The 17,296-nt window shown below is 39.6% G+C and carries 24 protein-coding genes; 18 read left to right on the forward strand and 6 right to left on the reverse strand.

Annotation, left to right across the window (positions count from 1 at the left end; genetic code table 11):
• The first annotated feature begins 514 nt into the window (after window positions 1-514).
• On the forward strand, window positions 515-1,744 hold the full coding sequence (locus AC787_RS27500) for a DUF262 domain-containing protein (protein WP_054028109.1): 1,230 nt from the start codon (window positions 515-517) through the stop codon (window positions 1,742-1,744).
• A gap of 3 nt (window positions 1,745-1,747) precedes the next feature.
• Entirely contained in the window at window positions 1,748-2,695 is a 948-nt protein-coding gene (locus tag AC787_RS27505) for a HEPN domain-containing protein (protein ID WP_054028110.1), read from the forward strand.
• Between the two features lie 51 nt (window positions 2,696-2,746).
• Here the strand turns inward: AC787_RS27505 and AC787_RS27510 are convergent, their stop codons facing one another.
• The 4 genes from AC787_RS27510 to AC787_RS27525 all read right to left on the reverse strand — a co-directional run bounded on the left by AC787_RS27510 (window position 2,747) and on the right by AC787_RS27525 (window position 5,431).
• Complete coding sequence (locus AC787_RS27510; RefSeq protein ID WP_054028111.1) at window positions 2,747-3,937, reverse strand: tyrosine-type recombinase/integrase; 1,191 nt, start codon at window positions 3,935-3,937, stop codon at window positions 2,747-2,749.
• 23 nt (window positions 3,938-3,960) lie between these two features.
• On the reverse strand, window positions 3,961-4,341 hold the full coding sequence (locus AC787_RS27515) for a hypothetical protein (protein ID WP_054028112.1): 381 nt from the start codon (window positions 4,339-4,341) through the stop codon (window positions 3,961-3,963).
• A gap of 7 nt (window positions 4,342-4,348) precedes the next feature.
• Window positions 4,349-4,963, reverse strand: a complete 615-nt coding sequence (locus AC787_RS27520) for an ImmA/IrrE family metallo-endopeptidase (protein WP_054028113.1) — start codon at window positions 4,961-4,963, stop codon at window positions 4,349-4,351.
• 69 nt (window positions 4,964-5,032) lie between these two features.
• A complete protein-coding gene (locus AC787_RS27525; RefSeq protein WP_054028114.1) occupies window positions 5,033-5,431 on the reverse strand; it encodes a helix-turn-helix domain-containing protein in 399 nt (132 codons plus the stop codon).
• A 157-nt stretch (window positions 5,432-5,588) separates the two neighbouring features.
• Between AC787_RS27525 and AC787_RS27530 the strand changes: the two genes are divergently transcribed.
• The 6 genes from AC787_RS27530 (at window position 5,589) to AC787_RS27555 (ending at window position 8,006) form a co-directional block, all read left to right on the forward strand.
• Entirely contained in the window at window positions 5,589-5,822 is a 234-nt protein-coding gene (locus tag AC787_RS27530; protein ID WP_082361181.1) for a helix-turn-helix domain-containing protein, read from the forward strand.
• Window positions 5,823-5,847: 25 nt separating this feature from the next.
• On the forward strand, window positions 5,848-6,042 hold the full coding sequence (locus AC787_RS27535; protein WP_054028116.1) for a helix-turn-helix domain-containing protein: 195 nt from the start codon (window positions 5,848-5,850) through the stop codon (window positions 6,040-6,042).
• A 152-nt stretch (window positions 6,043-6,194) separates the two neighbouring features.
• Complete coding sequence (locus AC787_RS27540) at window positions 6,195-6,452, forward strand: helix-turn-helix domain-containing protein (RefSeq protein WP_054028117.1); 258 nt, start codon at window positions 6,195-6,197, stop codon at window positions 6,450-6,452.
• Window positions 6,453-6,465: 13 nt separating this feature from the next.
• Window positions 6,466-6,720 carry a hypothetical protein gene (locus tag AC787_RS27545; RefSeq protein WP_054028118.1) on the forward strand — a complete coding sequence of 85 codons (255 nt, stop codon included), beginning with the start codon at window positions 6,466-6,468 and terminating at the stop codon, window positions 6,718-6,720.
• Between the two features lie 49 nt (window positions 6,721-6,769).
• A complete protein-coding gene (locus tag AC787_RS27550) occupies window positions 6,770-7,735 on the forward strand; it encodes a DnaD domain protein (RefSeq protein ID WP_054028119.1) in 966 nt (321 codons plus the stop codon).
• Between the two features lie 4 nt (window positions 7,736-7,739).
• Entirely contained in the window at window positions 7,740-8,006 is a 267-nt protein-coding gene (locus AC787_RS27555; RefSeq protein ID WP_054028120.1) for a hypothetical protein, read from the forward strand.
• Between the two features lie 98 nt (window positions 8,007-8,104).
• Here the strand turns inward: AC787_RS27555 and AC787_RS27560 are convergent, their stop codons facing one another.
• Window positions 8,105-8,263, reverse strand: a complete 159-nt coding sequence (locus AC787_RS27560) for a hypothetical protein (RefSeq protein WP_054023675.1) — start codon at window positions 8,261-8,263, stop codon at window positions 8,105-8,107.
• Between the two features lie 135 nt (window positions 8,264-8,398).
• Here AC787_RS27560 and AC787_RS27565 point away from each other — a divergent pair, with 135 nt between their 5' ends.
• The 6 genes from AC787_RS27565 to AC787_RS27585 all read left to right on the forward strand — a co-directional run bounded on the left by AC787_RS27565 (window position 8,399) and on the right by AC787_RS27585 (window position 11,911).
• A complete protein-coding gene (locus AC787_RS27565; RefSeq protein WP_054028121.1) occupies window positions 8,399-8,671 on the forward strand; it encodes a hypothetical protein in 273 nt (90 codons plus the stop codon).
• A gap of 96 nt (window positions 8,672-8,767) precedes the next feature.
• On the forward strand, window positions 8,768-9,157 hold the full coding sequence (locus AC787_RS27570) for a hypothetical protein (RefSeq protein WP_054028122.1): 390 nt from the start codon (window positions 8,768-8,770) through the stop codon (window positions 9,155-9,157).
• 334 nt (window positions 9,158-9,491) lie between these two features.
• Complete coding sequence (locus AC787_RS35120; protein ID WP_268760207.1) at window positions 9,492-9,626, forward strand: hypothetical protein; 135 nt, start codon at window positions 9,492-9,494, stop codon at window positions 9,624-9,626.
• 40 nt (window positions 9,627-9,666) lie between these two features.
• Window positions 9,667-10,224, forward strand: a complete 558-nt coding sequence (locus AC787_RS27575; RefSeq protein ID WP_054028229.1) for a tyrosine-type recombinase/integrase — start codon at window positions 9,667-9,669, stop codon at window positions 10,222-10,224.
• A gap of 252 nt (window positions 10,225-10,476) precedes the next feature.
• Window positions 10,477-11,226: a phage terminase small subunit gene (terS, locus tag AC787_RS27580; protein ID WP_054028123.1), complete on the forward strand. Its 750-nt coding sequence runs from the start codon at window positions 10,477-10,479 to the stop codon at window positions 11,224-11,226.
• Between the two features lies 1 nt (window position 11,227).
• Entirely contained in the window at window positions 11,228-11,911 is a 684-nt protein-coding gene (locus tag AC787_RS27585; protein WP_054028124.1) for an HNH endonuclease, read from the forward strand.
• Window positions 11,912-12,246: 335 nt separating this feature from the next.
• On the opposite strand, the gene AC787_RS27590 is transcribed toward AC787_RS27585, so the two are convergent.
• Window positions 12,247-12,999, reverse strand: a complete 753-nt coding sequence (locus AC787_RS27590; RefSeq protein ID WP_054028125.1) for a hypothetical protein — start codon at window positions 12,997-12,999, stop codon at window positions 12,247-12,249.
• A 374-nt stretch (window positions 13,000-13,373) separates the two neighbouring features.
• On the opposite strand from AC787_RS27590, the gene AC787_RS27595 reads away from it, so the two are divergent.
• Genes AC787_RS27595 through AC787_RS27610 form a run of 4 tightly spaced genes read left to right on the forward strand, consistent with a single transcriptional unit; the run spans window position 13,374 to window position 17,294 of the window.
• Window positions 13,374-13,718: a hypothetical protein gene (locus AC787_RS27595; protein WP_054028126.1), complete on the forward strand. Its 345-nt coding sequence runs from the start codon at window positions 13,374-13,376 to the stop codon at window positions 13,716-13,718.
• A complete protein-coding gene (locus AC787_RS27600; RefSeq protein WP_152970787.1) occupies window positions 13,687-15,399 on the forward strand; it encodes a terminase large subunit in 1,713 nt (570 codons plus the stop codon). Before AC787_RS27595 ends, AC787_RS27600 begins: the two co-directional genes overlap by 32 nt.
• Window positions 15,314-16,657 carry a phage portal protein gene (locus tag AC787_RS27605; protein ID WP_082361184.1) on the forward strand — a complete coding sequence of 448 codons (1,344 nt, stop codon included), beginning with the start codon at window positions 15,314-15,316 and terminating at the stop codon, window positions 16,655-16,657. Before AC787_RS27600 ends, AC787_RS27605 begins: the two co-directional genes overlap by 86 nt.
• Window positions 16,644-17,294 (forward strand): HK97 family phage prohead protease, encoded by a 651-nt coding sequence (locus tag AC787_RS27610; protein WP_054028128.1) that lies wholly within the window; start codon window positions 16,644-16,646, stop codon window positions 17,292-17,294. The genes AC787_RS27605 and AC787_RS27610 overlap by 14 nt, the downstream gene beginning before the upstream one ends.
• Window positions 17,295-17,296: the final 2 nt, after the last annotated feature.

Consider the following 17,296-nt stretch of genomic DNA (forward strand, 5'->3'; position numbering starts at 1 on the left):
CATTTTTTAACATCCCCCTAAGGAAAATTCCAAAAAAATATAGAAGGGAGACGATAGAGGGGTGGACAATTAGAGGACAACCATATAGATTCTATTCAATGAAAATCATAATAACCTTATCAAAATAAGGCTTTGCACAAAAAATCGGGCGCCCCTTTCGGGGCGCCCTTTTCATGGGAGAGGAGAATTCATTCTTTATGTTGAACCTGTAATCCTACGGTATTACTGGATTAGTACAGCACCGAATTTTGCTCTAGATAGTCGGAAATAGGCTGCTTTTGTGAATTTGGGCGACAAATGGGCGACAAATGACTTTAAGATTAAAATGAAATTTATTTCTGTATTACTATATTACTGAATTACAAAACGTTCACAGAATAAGCTTTAGTGGTTTCCATTTTGTTAATGACTAACTTAGAAGAACAGATATATAATATAGAGTATTAAATAGTGGCAATAATGAGTTTAAGCTTCAGTAATTAGCAAGATGAAAAATTATATTCAGGAGGATAAAATGCTAATTGAACACGAGAAATTAGATTTTTCAAACGTAGATAAAAATGGACTTAAACTATCTGAAAGCGAAATCAACGAAAAATATCAGCGTGGCGAATTGCGGATTATTACAGAACAGGGTCGTTATCCTCTTCAAAATATAAAAGAAATTCTAAGTAAGAATATGAAATTTGATCCAGAATATCAACGGAGAAGGGTCTGGAATGATACCCAAAAATCTAGATTGATAGAATCATTTATTATAAACATCCCTGTCCCACCTGTGTTCCTTTACGAGATTGAGTTTTCTAAATATGAAGTAATGGATGGTTTGCAAAGACTATCGACCCTCTACGATTTCTACGACAATAAATTTGCATTGACAGGATTAGAAGTATGGCCAGAATTGAACGAGAAAAAATATGTTGACCTACCAGAAAAGATTCAGAGAGGAATTGATAGGAGATATATTTCAACAATAGTAATATTGAATGAAACAGCTAAGGATAAGATTGAAGAACAAACACTGAAAAAGTACGTATTTGAACGTCTAAACACTGGAGGAACGAAATTAACTGATCAGGAAACAAGAAATGCTTTATATGACGGGAAAATGAATTCTTTGTGCATAGAAATTGCTAAGGAAAATACAATTTTCCATAAGCTTTGGAATATTAAGCCTTTTAAAAATGACGATGATGATATTGATCCTGACGAATTTGAAGAAATAAATGATTCAGAGGGAAGGGATCGAAAGATTTACGTAAGGATGGAGGATGTAGAATTAGTACTTCGCTTTTTCGCATATCGCCAACTAGAATCCATTTCTGTAGGTAACGTAAAGGATATATTGGATCTTTATTTGAAAGAAGCAAATTTACATTATCAAGATAATACTATATTACAATTAAAAGAATTATTTAATAAGACTATGTCTTTAACCGAAGCTATTTTTGGGGATAAAGCATTTTTATTATATACAAAGAGAAAAAATGAAGGCTTTAATTGGTACCGTAGACCTTCTAAATTAGTATATGATCCTTTATTGAGTGAATTAAGTGAGTTTGTAAACGATACTGAAAAATCTTTAAAGTTAATTAAAAATAAAGCATTGATAATTGGAAAAATGGAAAGTCTTTTTAAGGAAAATGTTACTGATTTTAATGGTAGGAATAACAATAAGAGTGATGTTATAAGAAGAAAATCCCTATTCAAAGCCCTCTTTCAAGAAGTATTAGGAGAAGTATAGAAGATGCAGGAGATGCTAGAATTAAACGTTGACTTTCAAAAAAACTTATCAACATTGGAAGATTATATATCATTTAATAAAGATAACAAAGAAGCAAATTACAGAGAATATCGAGATATAGTTTATGGCGCTATTATTAATAGAGGGTATACTCTATGGGAAACTTATGTTAAAGATCTATTCTTTTCTTTTTTTACGTTAAAAAAACAAGAATATTATGATAATAACACTCTCATTGAAAAATACAAATTGTATGAATTACCAGGTTTTCTTTTTGAGGCTGCGCAATTTGATTTAGCAAATGAGAGCATTACATTTAAATTAAATAAAGATATTGTTTCATTTACCAGTAAGAACATGGACATGAAGGAAATGTCGAAATTATTTAAAAGAATTGAAATCGATATTCAAAATAAAATTGATAATAACGATGAATTAAAGAATGCTATAACTTCATTCGAATTAGCTTTTGAAAATGGCTTGCTTGAACAAAAAAAACCCACACAAGCAATAAAAAGGATTATTCAAGAAAGAAATCTTGTATCGCATTATGCACATATCGATAATTTTCAAAGTATAGATATACTACTTGAATGGATAAGATATTATAAACTATTAGGTAAAGTTCTTTGCAAAACTATTTGTCTTGAATACATAAAAACTGTTGATTCTGTGAAAAAAATAATTGGTGAATGTAAGAATGCATTAGGGAATGAAATTTTGCTAGTTGATATCAACAGTGAGATTAATTTTGATAAATCAACACTTTTGTATGTATACAGCGATAATAAAATAATTGATGTTGTAATACCCGTATCGTTTATGGTCAATGATAATGAAGTTTCAGTTATAAATTCAAACGATAAGGCAGGAATTAGGCTAAAAACAATTTTCGAATATAATACTAGAATCAAGAAAGAGTATAAATATTATTTGATAGATGCAATTTAATTGTGTAGGTATTAAAAGGAGCAGTATTGAATAATTATACTGCTCCAATGTTCAATTATTGTTACTTTTAATGTCATCAAATACTGTAGCAGCAGCCTGATCAACTGACTCGAATATGTGACCATAAATCTCCAACATCTTTATGTTTGAATGCCCGACACGCTTCGCTATCGCTTCTGAATGGACATTTTTATAAATCATCCACGAGACTGACGTGTGTCTTAGATCATGTAAACGGATTGGCTTCAGCTGGTGACGGCGATGGAAGTCAATCCATTTCTTTGTGAACCATTGTGGATCGTAGGGCATACCGTCTGGGTGACAGAAAATAAATGAATGCTTACCATCGGCCCACTGATCAAGAAGCTCTGAACGCTCGGCATCGCGTTCAGCATTCAGTAGGCGAAGCTCGATTAATAATGATTCGGAAAGAGCAATCTTACGTGACTTACCGTTTTTAGGCGGTTTTAAAATGGGAGCTCCTTCTTTCAATTTAGGTATAGATTGAGTGATGTAAAGATGACCGAGTTCGAGATTAATTTTGGACCATTCTAAACCTGAAATCTCACCACGGCGCATGCCAGTTGTCACGGCTAATGTAATTGCTGTTCTTAATTGAAGTGACTCATGCTCAAGAGCCTCAAATAGCTGCTTTATTTCCTTCTCATCGTAAACCTCCATTTCTTTGACATCGTCCTCCTTAGGCTTCTTAATACCGGTCATTGGATTATCCTTAATGACTTTCCATTCCATTGCTTTAGTAAATATGCTTTTTAAAACGCGATAGTTATACACTAGGCTTGCGGACTTTAACGGACCGGAACCATCAAGGCGTGCATTAGGCTGCCGAAGCATATCCATAAAATCGAGAATGTGCAGAGTTTTGATTTGTTCCATGTACATATGGCCGAAGAAGGGGGCGATTCTCTTCTTAGTATGGAATATGTAACTTACGATTGTTTTCTCCTCTAACTCCACCCGAACAAAATTCCTTTCCCAATCCTTCAGGAAATCATTAAATGTCATTTTGCCAGGCGTAAGATAAACTCCTGACTCCACCATAATTTTAAACTTAGTTAATTCGGTGTTTAAGTACTCCTGTAGCCTTTTAGGCGCTCGAAGTAAGGCTGGATCTGTGACTTTGACCGTTTGATACCGTCTTATTTTTTTGCCCATTGTGTCATACCCAAGTTCTATAGTCAGTGTCCAAGAGTTTTGTCCTCGCTTACGAATGCTTGACATAGCTTTTTACCTCCTTTTTATGGTTATTTCCATTGAACTTTCGAACGAATCTCTGCTTCTAATACGTCTTCAATATCAGTGACTCGGAGAATGAGCCGTTGAATGTCGTTGACTTCAACTTGCTGACCAGAGCCATCTAAAGTCTTAATGATGTAGTTCCTAAGAGAAGGGAGATGAAGGCCAAAAAGAGTAGGATCATGAGGGTGTCGAACATAGACATGGTCCGGAACTGACAAAGCTAGTACATCGGTTTCGATCTCATCAAAGGTAAAGCGCTCGAATGGGGTTTCGATACTTATGTAAATTGTTTTAGTCCAATCAAAAGTAAAATAATTGATCATCATCCAAAGTGGGAAAAGACGTGCGTTATCGATGTCGAGATCATATAGTACAGAAATTTTCATCGTGATGTTATCTCTCCTTGTTATTTGCTATTTGTTTATTTAATTGTTCAAGGATTCTGTTCGTTGTATCTGTATAAGCATACTTGATCTTGGCAGGAGTGGATCGAGCTCGTAAATTATTGTCTTGACGTTCTCTATTAATCCGACCAAGTATTTGTTCAATACGTTGTTTTACGAATGAATAGGGGAGCTTGAACGCTTCAGATAGTATTTTGAGATAGTAGGAGCTATGTTGTATTGGTTTGAACTCCTCAAGCATGTAAGCCGGCATAGCAGCGTACAACTGGAATAAAGCGGCTTGTGATTCCTGTAAGCTCACAAAAGCAGGAGAGAGGCTTCTCTGATCTCCTACGTGCATGGCTGGATGACATAGTTCATGGAAAAAGGCAAGTCGCTGCTCGTATGCGTCCAGATGAATGTTAATAAAAATCATACAGTCATTGTCGTTATCATAAATGACCTTTGATTCTCCTTCTGAGTAGGCGATGTATGTATTAAATAGGGCGCCGATGTTATCGATATTTAAATCAGTTGCGCTATGGATTCCTCGCTCTTGATATTTTTTATTAATCCAAAGCTCCATGTCTGATGGTTTGTAGAGTTCAAGATTGAAAAAATGCAAGTCTAATCCCTCCGTATGAGAATGTATGTTCGTATTTTGGGGTAAAAAATATAGCCCGAGAAAAGGCTATTATTTTTTATTATTTTTTTCTTGTTCTTGTTCCTTCTTACGTTTTTCCTTAAAGGATCGGAACATTGCTAATTGCTCTTTCAGATGCTCGGCTTCCTCTTCATCAATTTCTTCAGGAGGTCCGCCTAGATAAGCAATAAATACTTCAGATTCCGATTCTTGATTTACTCTTGGGCTCTTAATATCAGTCCGTCCCTGTAAATAATCAATTGAAACATTAAAAGTATCAGCTATTTTATTAATCGTGTCAATTGGTGGTTCCTTTGTTCCATTTTCATATGCAGTAAATGTAGGTCGAGCAACTCCAATCAAATTAGCGACGAATTCCTGAGTCCATTTAGGATCGGAGTTTTTTTTTAGCTCACGTTCTGCTTTTAATCTTTTACCAAATACAAGCATAATGAACACCAACTTTAATGGGATAGCATAATTATAATGTTCCTAAGAGAAACTTTAAAGCTATGTTCCTTTAAGTATAACATAATCGTTGACATGTTCCTTATAGTAACATATAATTCGATTATAAAGTTACTTAAAGGAACATCTGGAGGTGAACATGATGAGAAGATGGCTAAAGTTAGCTAGAGAAAAAGCAAATTTAACTCATGAGAAAATAGCTGACGATGCTGGAATTTCAAGAAGTTATTATACTAATATTGAAAATGGTTCAAAAACTCCTTCTGTTGAAGTTGCAAAATCTATAGCCAATGTATTGACGATAAAATGGGAACTTTTTTTTGAAGATAAACGTTCCTTTAAAGAACATTTATTGACAGTGAAAAGTTCGTAATTTTCTTTAGAGAGGAAGTTTTAGAATGAAACGTCAAACCTTAAACGTTCAAGAAGCTGCCGATTTCATCGGCGTATCAGCATGGCTGATTTACGACATGGTGCGATTGAAACAAATACCGGCCATTCGTATTCGAACTCGGATCTTTTTCAGAATAGAAACCTTGAAGCAATGGATGTCTGATAAAGAATCCGCAGCATTAGAAATAGATGCAATATGAACCATATTCAAAAAACTGCCCGACATCGGGAAGGATGCCGGGCTATATGAGGGGAACGTTGGCAATAGGTAAAGCAGTAACGGTATAAACACATTTTACGACAACATGATTGCCGTGTCTGTTCCAAATTGGAACGTAAGGAGGATAGAAGGATGCGGCCTGGATTTGGAGCGGTATTACATGCATGTCGAGAACGAGCAGGGATGAGCCAGGAAAAGTTGGCTGAGATGCTTAATCGTTCGCGGAGTTGTATTAGCAAGTTCGAAAAAGATCATAAGCTGCCTGATATGAGCACATTTTTAGTTTGGCTGGAGAAGACGAATGCAAAGGATGTTGGCTATGCCTTAGTCAGTGGGATGGACCCAGCAACTGTATTACAAACAGTCCTGCAAGTTGCAGGAGTAGCCTAAGGAGGAATTGTTTATGTCGAGAGATCAATTGGTCGAGGAAGCCCTCGCTGCTGGTAAAGCTGCTAAGCACAATTTGAAATTCATTAAGAACAATCCAGATAAGGTGAATCAGAACAAGATGCCCGATATGGAAGCATATTTGCAAATGTTGGTTCGTTTTGAGGCCAGTGAAAAGAAAAATGCCCGTCGGCTAGGACGGACATCGTTACGGACCCGTTTGAAGAATCTCGTTGTGTCTATTATAGCACATCCAAGGGAGTCATTGTGAGAGCTTATTATGCTGCCAAACAGAGTGATCAAAGAAAGGAGGAAGTACATTGGCTTGGATTGAGAGTCATCAAGAACTAGCAAGGCATCCGAAAACAAAGCGTTTGTCGCGAAAGTTAGGCGTTAGCGTTCCGGCAGCTATCGGTCATTTACATATGTTGTGGTGGTGGGCTATTGATTATGCCCAAGACGGCAATATATCCGACTATGATCCAGAGGACATTGCGGAAGCAGTAGAGTGGCCCATAGAAAACGCAGACAAACTCTTGCAAGCCCTTGAGGATGCTGAGTTTATCGATAGAGTGGAACGGTGTGTCACTATTCACGATTGGTTCGATTATGCGGGACGTCTGGTGGACAAYCGWGAAAAGAACAAGGAAAGGAAACGGAAGTCACGCGAGAATGCTAAGAAAGGTAAAGAGAGTCACACTGATGTCACGCGTGACACAACCGTGACTCTTGGTGACGGCAAAAGCGGTCACGGGGCTACAGTACCGGACCTTACCTTACCTAACCAGACCTTACCTAACCAGACCCAACAGAACCATACCAGTACAAAAAAAGAGCAGGGAGAAAAATCGCTTGCTGGTGGTGGCATTGATCCTGCTAATAATCCATTTCGCCTTTTTGAAACTGAGGGCTTCGGAACAATCAGTATGGTCATTGCTGATAAATTGAACTTTTTCATTGATGACTACGGGGAACGGTGGACATGTGAGGCAATGAAAGCAGCTGTTGTAGCAGGCAAACGAAACTTAACTTATGTCAAAGGTATTCTTGAGCGTTACAGAACTGACGGAGTGGACGAGCCTTGGAACACTGTTAAGAAGCCAACAAGAGCGCAAAGCCGATCAGGTAAACCACAGATTGAGATTGTCGCAGAAGACCGTACGAAGACAGCTATAACCGATGAGAGTCTTCGAGAGTTATGTGATTTAGCAAGAAGAGCAGATGGTCTTCCGAAAGCTACTGAGGGAGATTACCTTGAATTTATCCGAATAGCAAGAAAGGAGTGAGTCAATGTCTGTTGCAACAAGAAAGAACAAAACAGTTGTCTGTGAGGAGCTTAAATATGATTGGCATTCTGAGGAGTTAATCGAGATAGGCCGCTTATGGCAGGAGCAATTCACAATTAACCATATCGCTCGATATTTTAGACGGGATCGAAGGGAAGTCGTTATTGCGCTTCTTGAGATCCTAAATGATACGCAACTCCAGCTATTGTTTGGCGACAAATGGGGCGTAAGGACATACCGAAAGCCGATTAAAGCCGTTTGTATCGACTAGTGTGGAAGACAGCTTTTAATTGAAACTTGATACAACATAATGAATACGGAAATACATGAGGGAGGCAAGAAAGAACCTCCCTGCTAATCTCGCCAAACCTACCGGTGTTCTACCAGGTCGATTGCACCAAGAATAAGATGGGCAAGTCCAAAACCTAGAACACCAGTACCAACAAGTTTGTACTTGCTTTTAAGCAGTGTAGCACCAGAAGCAGAAACCACAGTTCCAAGAACGGCAGGAATCAAACCTTCGCGCATATACAGCACCCCTTTTGGTTTTGTTTAGCAAGACATTTTTATTATGCTTCAAAACTACTTTTTTAATCCAAATTGAACCGGATTTAAGTGAAAGAACACCGACTGAGTATTGAAGAACATAAGAGGTGAATTCCTATGTCAGCTCAATTAGGTTTTAAAGCAATACAGATGATAAATGAATCCCTTGCTCCCATTATTAAATCGGGAAAAAGGATAGACCGGATTAAACTTGTAGTTTGTCCTACATCACCTATCGCGCAGGCTACAGTCGTAGATACAATGTACGGATTATTGCTAGTCGTACCAGGAGAGTATGTGAAGAAGGGTATTTCCTATCTAATAGAAAGCCCGATGACTCGAGGAGGGATTGGTTTTAATTGGGTATCAAAGCAAGCTGTAGCAAAATGAAAAAAATCCTTCGGTAGCTGTTGGGGAACGGACTCCGAAGGATTTATGCAAAACTCATCTTCTATTATAACAGAGAGGATGAGGGGAATGTTGGCAATGGCAAATGATTTCGATCATCAAATGGAGTTATTTCAAAGGGCGACGGTAGCCGATATAAAGGAGTCAAAAAAACATTTAAACCTATTTTTGAAATATCAAGCTATGATTGCGGAATTTGAGCGGCGCGGCTTTGAAACGTTATCTATGCAGCAACATGATTTATATAAATCGCTTAAGAATAGGGTGCTAAATCTTCAAAGTGCAATTAATCTCATTATTGATGTAGAAGTTCGAGAGATTATCGAGTATCGGTACATTGCCGGAAATAAGCATGTCGTAACTCTTAATCATTTTGCAGAGGGTATGGATGACCGCACAGTTGAACGGAAATTATGCAAAGGGATCGAATCGGTTGCGGAGTCACTCAAAATTATGACGGTAAAATGACGCTATTTAGTCGGCAAACAGTCGGTGAWGTGTCGTTATGATGCCGCTACGAATTACTCACAATAGGGGTACAGTGGAATTCATAGAGCAGAACGTTGCTCGGGTGAATCCTACTGTACCCTTATCAAATGTAGGACTCGGCCATGCGGTGGGTCTATCGTAGACCTTAGACGTTTATCGTCAAGCGTGTGGAGAAGAGGTGGGGTTGGAAACCCCATGCAAGGGCTTGTCCCTTGTTCAGTTTGTCGGATCATTCCGATGAGTTGAAGAACGGATAAGATTATTTTCTGTCCATGTGGGCAGCTTTTTTATTTCCTAGAAGGAGCGTGTTTGAATGGTAGCTAAGCAGAAGCCGCCGCCGATTATCCAGCCGCTTAAATGTCGTGGCTGCATATGGGGAAGATGGCAGGATACAGTTCAAGTTTGTGCTAGGGTGAGGTGCGTGAAGGATGTTGAAATGGTTAGTTAAGCTATTAAAGTGGGGCGGTCTACTAAAGCGGGGTGGTGATATGAAATATGTTCAACCGATTCGCGATATACGCAAGGTTGAGGCGATTAAACATTACTTAAGAATTCGAAATGAACGCGATTATGTATTGTTCATGATTGGTATTAATACTGGCTTTCGTATATCAGACATACGATGGTTAACCGTTAAGGACGTTAAGGGAACACACATAGAAATCATAGAAGGCAAGACTAAAAAGCTTAAGAAAATAAAGATTCGTAAAACGCTCAGGAAGGCATTAGACGATTTTATAAAGGGCAAACAGGATTACGAATATTTGTTTACAGGTCGTAGCAAGAAACATACAGGCATTGCAGGTGAACCGATTGATAGTAGCACAGCATACAAAATATTAAGTAAAGCCGCACGCGATAATGGAGTAGAAGAGATTGGGACGCATTCCATGAGGAAAACGTTTGGTTATCATTTTTACCTCAAAACAAAGGACATAGCGTTACTAATGGAGCTCTTTAATCATAGTGAACAGTCCATAACTTTACGCTACATTGGGATCAAACAGGACAGCTTGGATGAGGCTATGGACGATTTTGAGCTGTAGAATTCCTCTTAATAAAGATACTGTGGAACTCATTTTATAGGAATAAGAATTTATCTATATATCATCATAGTTTTTTAGAAATTGATGAATTCCCTTCCCTATACACTGAGGGGAACTCAAATGGCTGTTTTGGGGCAAAGAACGCTGTGAACGACCAATCGAGGCTAGCTGCCTAAACAGGCAATTGGAAACAATTGTAATAAAATAGGAAAACTAACTTAATTCCTCTCTGAGAGTAGGTGAGGTGATGTAATGTCGAGAGCTAGAAGCCCTGATAGAGAGCGCGCATTCAAGGTTTGGTGTTATAGTGGCAGGAAAATGAAGCCTTCTGAGATCGCCTCTGAGATGGGTATAAATGCGTCTCTTGTTCGTAAGTGGAAGAGCTTGGATAGATGGGAGGAACAATCAGATCCTCTTCCTCGAAGCCGCGGTGCACCAATAGGGAGTAGGAATGCTTTAGGTAATCGAGGCGGACCAGGAGCACCAAAGCGAAACCAGTTTGCATACAAGACTGGGGAGTATGCCTCTATATGGCTCGACGCATTGGAGCCTGATGAAAAAATACTTCTGTTTGAAGTCGAAACAGATCCGGTTACTCAACTGCAGAACGAAATGAGACTGCTTGAACTGAGAGAACGACGAATGCTTCAATTGCGGTCAAGAATCTTGGATGATTGGGATTTACACGAGACAATAAGTAAAAGTCAGCTCGTTGACGAGGATGAGACTGCATACACGATTATTGACCATGATGGGAAAGTCTCCTACATGTCCGTGAAGCAGCCTAAGTTTATGGAAGTTGAACGAGTGACCAAAACGCCTCAGAAATTAGAACGCATCCTTGCTATTGAGGATGCTCTTACTCGTGTACAGGACAAGAAGGCAAAACTAATTGATCTGATTAATAAGATTGAAATGCGCGCGTTGTCGGATGAAGAGCAGAAGCTGCGTATCGAGAAGCTTAAGGCAGAAATAAATGCAATGAATGAAAAGGCGTGGTGACATGGCAAGGTACACAGTGCTACATAACTTTTATGGCAGCCAGTCGTGGCAAACCTTTCGAATGTTTATCATTAATGAGCGCGGCCTGCGCTGTGAGTATTGTAAACAGAGGGTGTTAAAGTCAAGCGAGCTGACGTTGCACCATATTAAGGAGCTCACGCCGGAGAACGTTCATGATGTTAATATCGGACTTAACCCCGCAAACATTATGGTTGTACATCATGAGTGCCATAACAAGATTCATGGACGATTCGGTCATCAAATGACTAATGGCGTATTCGTAGTTTATGGACCGCCAATGGCTGGAAAGACAAATTATGTCCGTGATCGTATGCGCCGTGGTGATTTGGTTGTGGATATGGATCAATTGTATTCAGCCGTGTCTCTTCTTCCTGATTATGATAAACCGATCAATTTGTTTAGCAATGTGATTGGTATACATAACCTGTTGATCGACAACATCAAGACGAGGCTAGGTAAGTGGAGTAGCGCTTGGGTTATCGGTGGTTATGCAGATCGTTACAAGCGTGAGCGTTTGGTTCATGACTTGGGAGCTGAGCTTATCTTCTGCGATGTGAGTAGGGAGGAATGTCTTCGGCGCTTGGAGATCGATGAGGACAGAAGATACCGCAATGATGAATGGTCACAGTACATTAACAAATGGTTTGACAGTTATGTTCCATAATAATCCCAAGCGCATGGGAATATGGATTATTTGGTAATCTAAAATTTTGTTGATTTTCTTATTAAGCTAACGGGATACGATAGTTCATTAACGAAAGGGCTGCCTAGTGAGACCGCTGCAAAAGTCTATTTTTTTCAGAACAACAAAAGGGTTTTAAAAAACGAGCCTCTAGAATCGCTTCTAAGGCTCGCGTTTAGGGAGTTACTTTTGCAGCGGTCTCCCGAGTGGTAGCTCTTTTTTAAAGTTTTTTAATAAATCGATAGATATGGCTGTTCATTTTATAAATCGTTCACCTATCCCAGAAACACATATAGCTATATAATACTGGGAGGCTATTAAGAAGGAGTATAAGATAGACTGGCGCTAAATGAGAGTTGGGTGATATTAGCTGCTGAGGGATCCGACGATTCACGCGTCCTTATACGAATACCAATACGATCACCCGGTTCGACTGTAAATGAATCGACATTTATATTGGTTGCTGTATAGAAAGTACCGGCAGTAACCGTATTAGTAGGACCTCCAAAAGTAAGCGAGCTAGTCAGCGGAGTTGTCACGTAAAATGAAGAAAGATGACTAATCCCATTATTTGGATCTGAAGGTGCGAAGAAAACTGTAAAATCATATATAAGAGGTGTCACATTTATAGAAGTCACTGATGCAACCAATAAATCTGCGCTTATTTGTAAATTTTGAACGGTTCCCGCAAAAGGAATTGGGAAAGCAAAACCACCTGCATTTGGTGGCATAGTTGATTCTCCAGAACCGTCAATAATTTCAACCGTGCGATTACCAAAACCCATTAAAATTGGAGCAGCTGCTTGAACTGCAGTACCATCGAGGATGATACCCGTTGAAAATGGAATTAATCCTCCAGCTCCTGCTGGTCCTCGCGCTCCTCGAACACCCCGAAAGCCTCGAAAGCCTCGAGGTCCTGTTTGACCGGCTGCTCCTGTCGGACCGGCTGGTCCGACAGGACCTCGGCTACCGTTTGCTCCTCTATTTCCATTAATGACTTGATTATTGACGATAACGGGGCAGCAAGCTTTATCTGGTTTATTAACAATACGCTTTTTACAAGATTTCAAAACTATTCACCTCCATGTTAGTAGAATATATTATGAAGTTCTTCTAGTATTTGATTGGGTTAAAAGTAGATATTTTCATAAACTATAAACTATTTTATGGAAAATTGACGATTGCCTCTGTAAATTCCACTACTAAGCTCCATATGTTAAGATACTGCACCATAACCTGTGATAAGTACGAAGGTTATAGTAGAGAGCGGCTATCGCTCAACAAACGGGTACGATAGTTTAGAAAAATTAATAATTATAGAAAAAAATTTGGTTTTTAGATCCCCCCAGCTAAAAACTTTTAAAATTTAGCCAAGGGACCGTAAGGGGGACACAAATTTCACATAAACCGAAAAAATTGAAAATGGAGGGAGAGCAAATGAACTTTGAAAAAAAGTGACGTCTATGTGGCAGAGTTGGAGAAATTGAACAAGATATTTGAAGAAGTCGAACCGTCCAAAACTAAGCTGGTCGAAGGATTAATTGAAGATGCGGCGTTTTTGAGAGCTGAGAACCACGTACTTAGGCAATCAATCGCAATCACAGGCATGGTTAAGATCCATCCGCAAAATCATGAATTGCAGAGGCCGGTAGAGACAGGCAAACAGTATTTAAAAAACGTTAACGCCTATTCGGTAGTAATCAAAACGTTAAACGGTATATTGAGTAAAAACATGCTTGAAGGTGATGATGCGTTTGATGAATTCATGCGAAACGCAGCAGGGGCATAGCTACCTTCTAGAATATAATATGGCCATTAAGGATGACGAAATCATTGCAGGCATGGAACTCATCCAGCAGCTCGATAATCTGATTGAGGATTTGGACAATCCTGCCTTTGTCTATGACACGAAGGATGCTCACTTCCGGATCAACTTTATTGAAAACTTTTGTAAGCATACGAAAAGCCCTTTTTACGGTGTGCCATTTCATTTGGAACTGTGGGAGAAAGCTTTTATCGAGGCGTTCTATTCGTTTAAATGGAGCGAGCATGGTTATGAGGAGTATTATGGCGAGAAGCCACCGAAAGAACTCCTGAGGCGGTTCAAGAAAGCGATCCTTTTAATTGCTCGAAAGAATGGCAAGTCTACGTTATGCGCTGCACTCGGATTAACGGAGCTCATGTGCGGGACTGGTGGAAATGACATTGTGTGTTCATCGAATGACGATGCCCAGGCAAACATTATTTTCGAAGAGATCAATAACATGCGCGAACAATTCGATCCAAAGGACAAGCGAACGCATAAAAATATGAAGGGTATATTTAACCTTCGTAATAAAAGCAAGGTTTTCAAAATTTCGGATCGGACCAAAAACAAGGAAGGCCGGAACATTGACGGCGCGATCTTGGACGAGTCAAACGAAATGACCGATAACGTTATTGCTAAATCTATCGACCAATCGCAATCGACAAAAGATGAACCATGGTTTATTAATATCACCACTGAGGGATTCGTTAACGATGGCTATTTAGACGATGAATTGAAATACGGCCGAAGCGTGCTTGCGAAGGAGATAGAAGACCATACAATTCTTGTGTGGCTTTATACGCAAGACAGCGAAGCGGAGGTTTGGCAAGATCAAAAGTCATGGTCAAAGTCGAATCCCAGCCTGGGCACCATCAAGAAGCCAAAATATATTAAAGACCAAATCCGTACAGCCCAACACAAAAAGGCTGAACGGATTTTTATGTTAGCCAAAGATTTTAATATCAAGCAAAACAACGCAGCAGCTTGGTTAATGGCCGAAGAGCTGGCTAACGATTCGACCTTTGATTTAGAGGAGTTTCGAGGTTCCTTTGCAATTGGCGGCGTGGACTTATCGAAATCGGGTGACCTTGCATGTGCCCGTATGATGTTTATCCGCAAAGGTAAGAAGTATACCCGCGCACAGTATTTCATTCCAGAATCGAAGCTTGCTTTGTTGACGAGTGAGGACTTACCCAAATTTACGGAGTGGATTCGTGAAGGCAGGATTACGGTATCGGATGGGAACGAGAATGACTTCCGACTAGTGACCGCATGGTTCATTAAGATGGTCAAGGAATTCGGCATCAAGTTTTATAAGATTGGCTATGACAAATGGTCTGCCGTCTACTGGGTGAAGGAGATGGAAGAGACCGGGTTTGATATGGTTCGTGTTACGCAGGACTGGGCACCGATCAGCGAGCCGATGAAGCTTGTTGAAGCAGACTTGCGAAGTAAACTGATTAATTACAATGATGATTCTCTAGATCGTTGGTGCTTGGAGAATACGGCATTAACGATTAATAACAAAATGGAGATCATGCCAATAAAAGTACAGGGCAAAGAGGATAAGAAAATCGATGGCGCGGTTACGATCATCTTTTGTTATCGCGTTTACATCGACAATCGATCCGAATTCCTTGAACTTGCTAAGAGAGCGGGGTGAACAAGTGGCAATAAAAGAAGCATTAAAAGTGCTGTTTAAGAAAGACAATAGCCAACTTAGACATGCGCAAATGATGAATGGCAGCCTGCCGATTTTTAGTCAATTCGGACAGAACGTCTATGCTTCTGATGTCGTGCAGACCTGCATTGATATTATTGCAACGGAATGCAGCAAGCTTATGCCGAAGCATATTCGTGAAGGCAATGACGGGATGCAGCACGTTCCAAAAGGAAACCTGAATCGATTGTTTAAATTTGCACCTAACCCACTCATGACAACTAGGGATTTCATCGAAAAAATCATTTGGCTGCTCTATCTGAATTACAATGCGTTTATTTATCCGGCATATGAGCTCGTTGAGAACAATGGTATCGTATCCAAGGTCTATACAGGCTTCTATCCTCTTAATCCATCACAAGTGGATTTTTTGCAGGACCTAAACGGTACACTCCTTGTGAAACTTCACTTTGCTGGCGGCGATCATTTTACGCTTTTGTATTCCGATGTGATTCACTTGCGGAAAAAGTTTTCTCTGAATGAAATCATGGGTGGGGGTGCGAATGGTCAGCCGGATAATGCTGCCCTGCTTAAGGTGCTTCAGATCAATGACAGTGTGCTTCAAGGATTGGAAAAGGGTATTAAAACGAGTATGGCTGTACGTGGCATTATGAAAATAAATACGCTAACAGACGATGATGCGCAGCGTGCAGAACGTGCAAGGATTGAAGCACTTCTTGAATCAGGTTCGACGGGTATTTTACCACTGGATTTAAAGGGTGAGTTTACTCCAATTACCATTGATCCAAAGATAATTGATCCGGTATCGTTGGAATTTCTTCAGAGTAAAGTGCTTTACTGGTTTGGCATGTCGCTTCCTATTTTTACGGGAGACTACTCCGACGATCAGTACCAGGCTTTCTATGAAAAAACATTGGAACCAATCGTTATTAGTTTGGGACAAGCATTTTCAAAAACGATATTTACTAATCGCGAGCTTGATGTTGGAAATGAGATTGTCTTTTATCAGAAAGACATGATGTATCTAAGTACAAACATGAAATTAAATCTGCTTAAGACAGCTGGCGAGCAAGGATTGTTGACTGACAATCAGAAGCTTGCTTTGCTTGGTTATCCACCATTGGAAGATGGAGGTAGACGAACACAATCGCTTAATTACGTAGATACACGAATGATTAACGCCTACCAAATGGCGAATAAGAACACTGCGAAAGGAGAAGAAAGCAATGAGCAAGCATAAGAAATCGGAATCCATTTATGAACCGGTTAAACGCAGCTTCGGCATTGTAGATCTACGTGCAGCCGAAGACGGTTCGTTTATTGAGGGGCATCCAGCCGTATATGATCAACGAACTAACATTGGTGGCTGGTTTAATGAAATCATTGAGCGTGGCGCGTTCGATACTTGCAATTTTGATGACGTACTGTTCAGCGTGAATCATGATTTGAGAAAGATTCCGTTAGCCAGAAGCCGCAGGAATAATGGTAACTCGACAATGCAATTGCGAACAGACGAGCGTGGACTTTATATCAAAGCGGATCTGGATGTTGAAAACAACAACGAAGCCAAGGCACTCTATAGCGCAGTAAAACGAGAAGACATCGACGGGATGTCTTTTATTTTTTATGTGGGTGAGGAGACTTGGGAGGATCTTGAGACAGATACTCCCACAAGAAGAATAAGTAAGATCACAAAAGTTATTGAAGTGAGTGCGGTCAACTTCCCGGCATATTCTGGGACTGACATAAATGCTCGTGACAAGTCTGTATTGGATAATGCAGCAAAGGCATTGGAGAATGCCCGGTCTATGTTGGATAACAAACCAAACGAGCTAGAGCTTTTGAAATTAAAAAATCAAATATTGATGAAGGGTTAAGG

Source organism: Bacillus sp. FJAT-28004 (assembly GCF_001280845.1).
Lineage (GTDB): Bacteria > Bacillota > Bacilli > Paenibacillales > Paenibacillaceae > Pristimantibacillus.

What these genes read in the sequence shown, in the direction of transcription:
- AC787_RS27570 (WP_054028122.1), top strand. Translation starts at nt 8,768, where the DNA reads ATGGCAAATGATTTCGATCATCAAATGGAGTTATTTCAAAGGGCGACG.
- AC787_RS27575 (WP_054028229.1), top strand. Translation starts at nt 9,667, where the DNA reads ATGAAATATGTTCAACCGATTCGCGATATACGCAAGGTTGAGGCGATT.
- AC787_RS27515 (WP_054028112.1), bottom strand. Translation starts at nt 4,341, where the DNA reads ATGAAAATTTCTGTACTATATGATCTCGACATCGATAACGCACGTCTT.
- AC787_RS27545 (WP_054028118.1), top strand. Translation starts at nt 6,466, where the DNA reads ATGTCGAGAGATCAATTGGTCGAGGAAGCCCTCGCTGCTGGTAAAGCT.
- terS (WP_054028123.1), top strand. Translation starts at nt 10,477, where the DNA reads ATGTCGAGAGCTAGAAGCCCTGATAGAGAGCGCGCATTCAAGGTTTGG.
- AC787_RS27610 (WP_054028128.1), top strand. Translation starts at nt 16,644, where the DNA reads ATGAGCAAGCATAAGAAATCGGAATCCATTTATGAACCGGTTAAACGC.
- AC787_RS27540 (WP_054028117.1), top strand. Translation starts at nt 6,195, where the DNA reads ATGCGGCCTGGATTTGGAGCGGTATTACATGCATGTCGAGAACGAGCA.
- AC787_RS27555 (WP_054028120.1), top strand. Translation starts at nt 7,740, where the DNA reads ATGTCTGTTGCAACAAGAAAGAACAAAACAGTTGTCTGTGAGGAGCTT.
- AC787_RS27530 (WP_082361181.1), top strand. Translation starts at nt 5,589, where the DNA reads ATGATGAGAAGATGGCTAAAGTTAGCTAGAGAAAAAGCAAATTTAACT.
- AC787_RS27500 (WP_054028109.1), top strand. Translation starts at nt 515, where the DNA reads ATGCTAATTGAACACGAGAAATTAGATTTTTCAAACGTAGATAAAAAT.
- AC787_RS27535 (WP_054028116.1), top strand. Translation starts at nt 5,848, where the DNA reads ATGAAACGTCAAACCTTAAACGTTCAAGAAGCTGCCGATTTCATCGGC.
- AC787_RS27565 (WP_054028121.1), top strand. Translation starts at nt 8,399, where the DNA reads ATGTCAGCTCAATTAGGTTTTAAAGCAATACAGATGATAAATGAATCC.
- AC787_RS27585 (WP_054028124.1), top strand. Translation starts at nt 11,228, where the DNA reads ATGGCAAGGTACACAGTGCTACATAACTTTTATGGCAGCCAGTCGTGG.
- AC787_RS27505 (WP_054028110.1), top strand. Translation starts at nt 1,748, where the DNA reads ATGCAGGAGATGCTAGAATTAAACGTTGACTTTCAAAAAAACTTATCA.
- AC787_RS35120 (WP_268760207.1), top strand. Translation starts at nt 9,492, where the DNA reads ATGGTAGCTAAGCAGAAGCCGCCGCCGATTATCCAGCCGCTTAAATGT.
- AC787_RS27605 (WP_082361184.1), top strand. Translation starts at nt 15,314, where the DNA reads ATGGCGCGGTTACGATCATCTTTTGTTATCGCGTTTACATCGACAATC.
- AC787_RS27525 (WP_054028114.1), bottom strand. Translation starts at nt 5,431, where the DNA reads ATGCTTGTATTTGGTAAAAGATTAAAAGCAGAACGTGAGCTAAAAAAA.
- AC787_RS27510 (WP_054028111.1), bottom strand. Translation starts at nt 3,937, where the DNA reads ATGTCAAGCATTCGTAAGCGAGGACAAAACTCTTGGACACTGACTATA.
- AC787_RS27560 (WP_054023675.1), bottom strand. Translation starts at nt 8,263, where the DNA reads ATGCGCGAAGGTTTGATTCCTGCCGTTCTTGGAACTGTGGTTTCTGCT.
- AC787_RS27600 (WP_152970787.1), top strand. Translation starts at nt 13,687, where the DNA reads ATGAATTCATGCGAAACGCAGCAGGGGCATAGCTACCTTCTAGAATAT.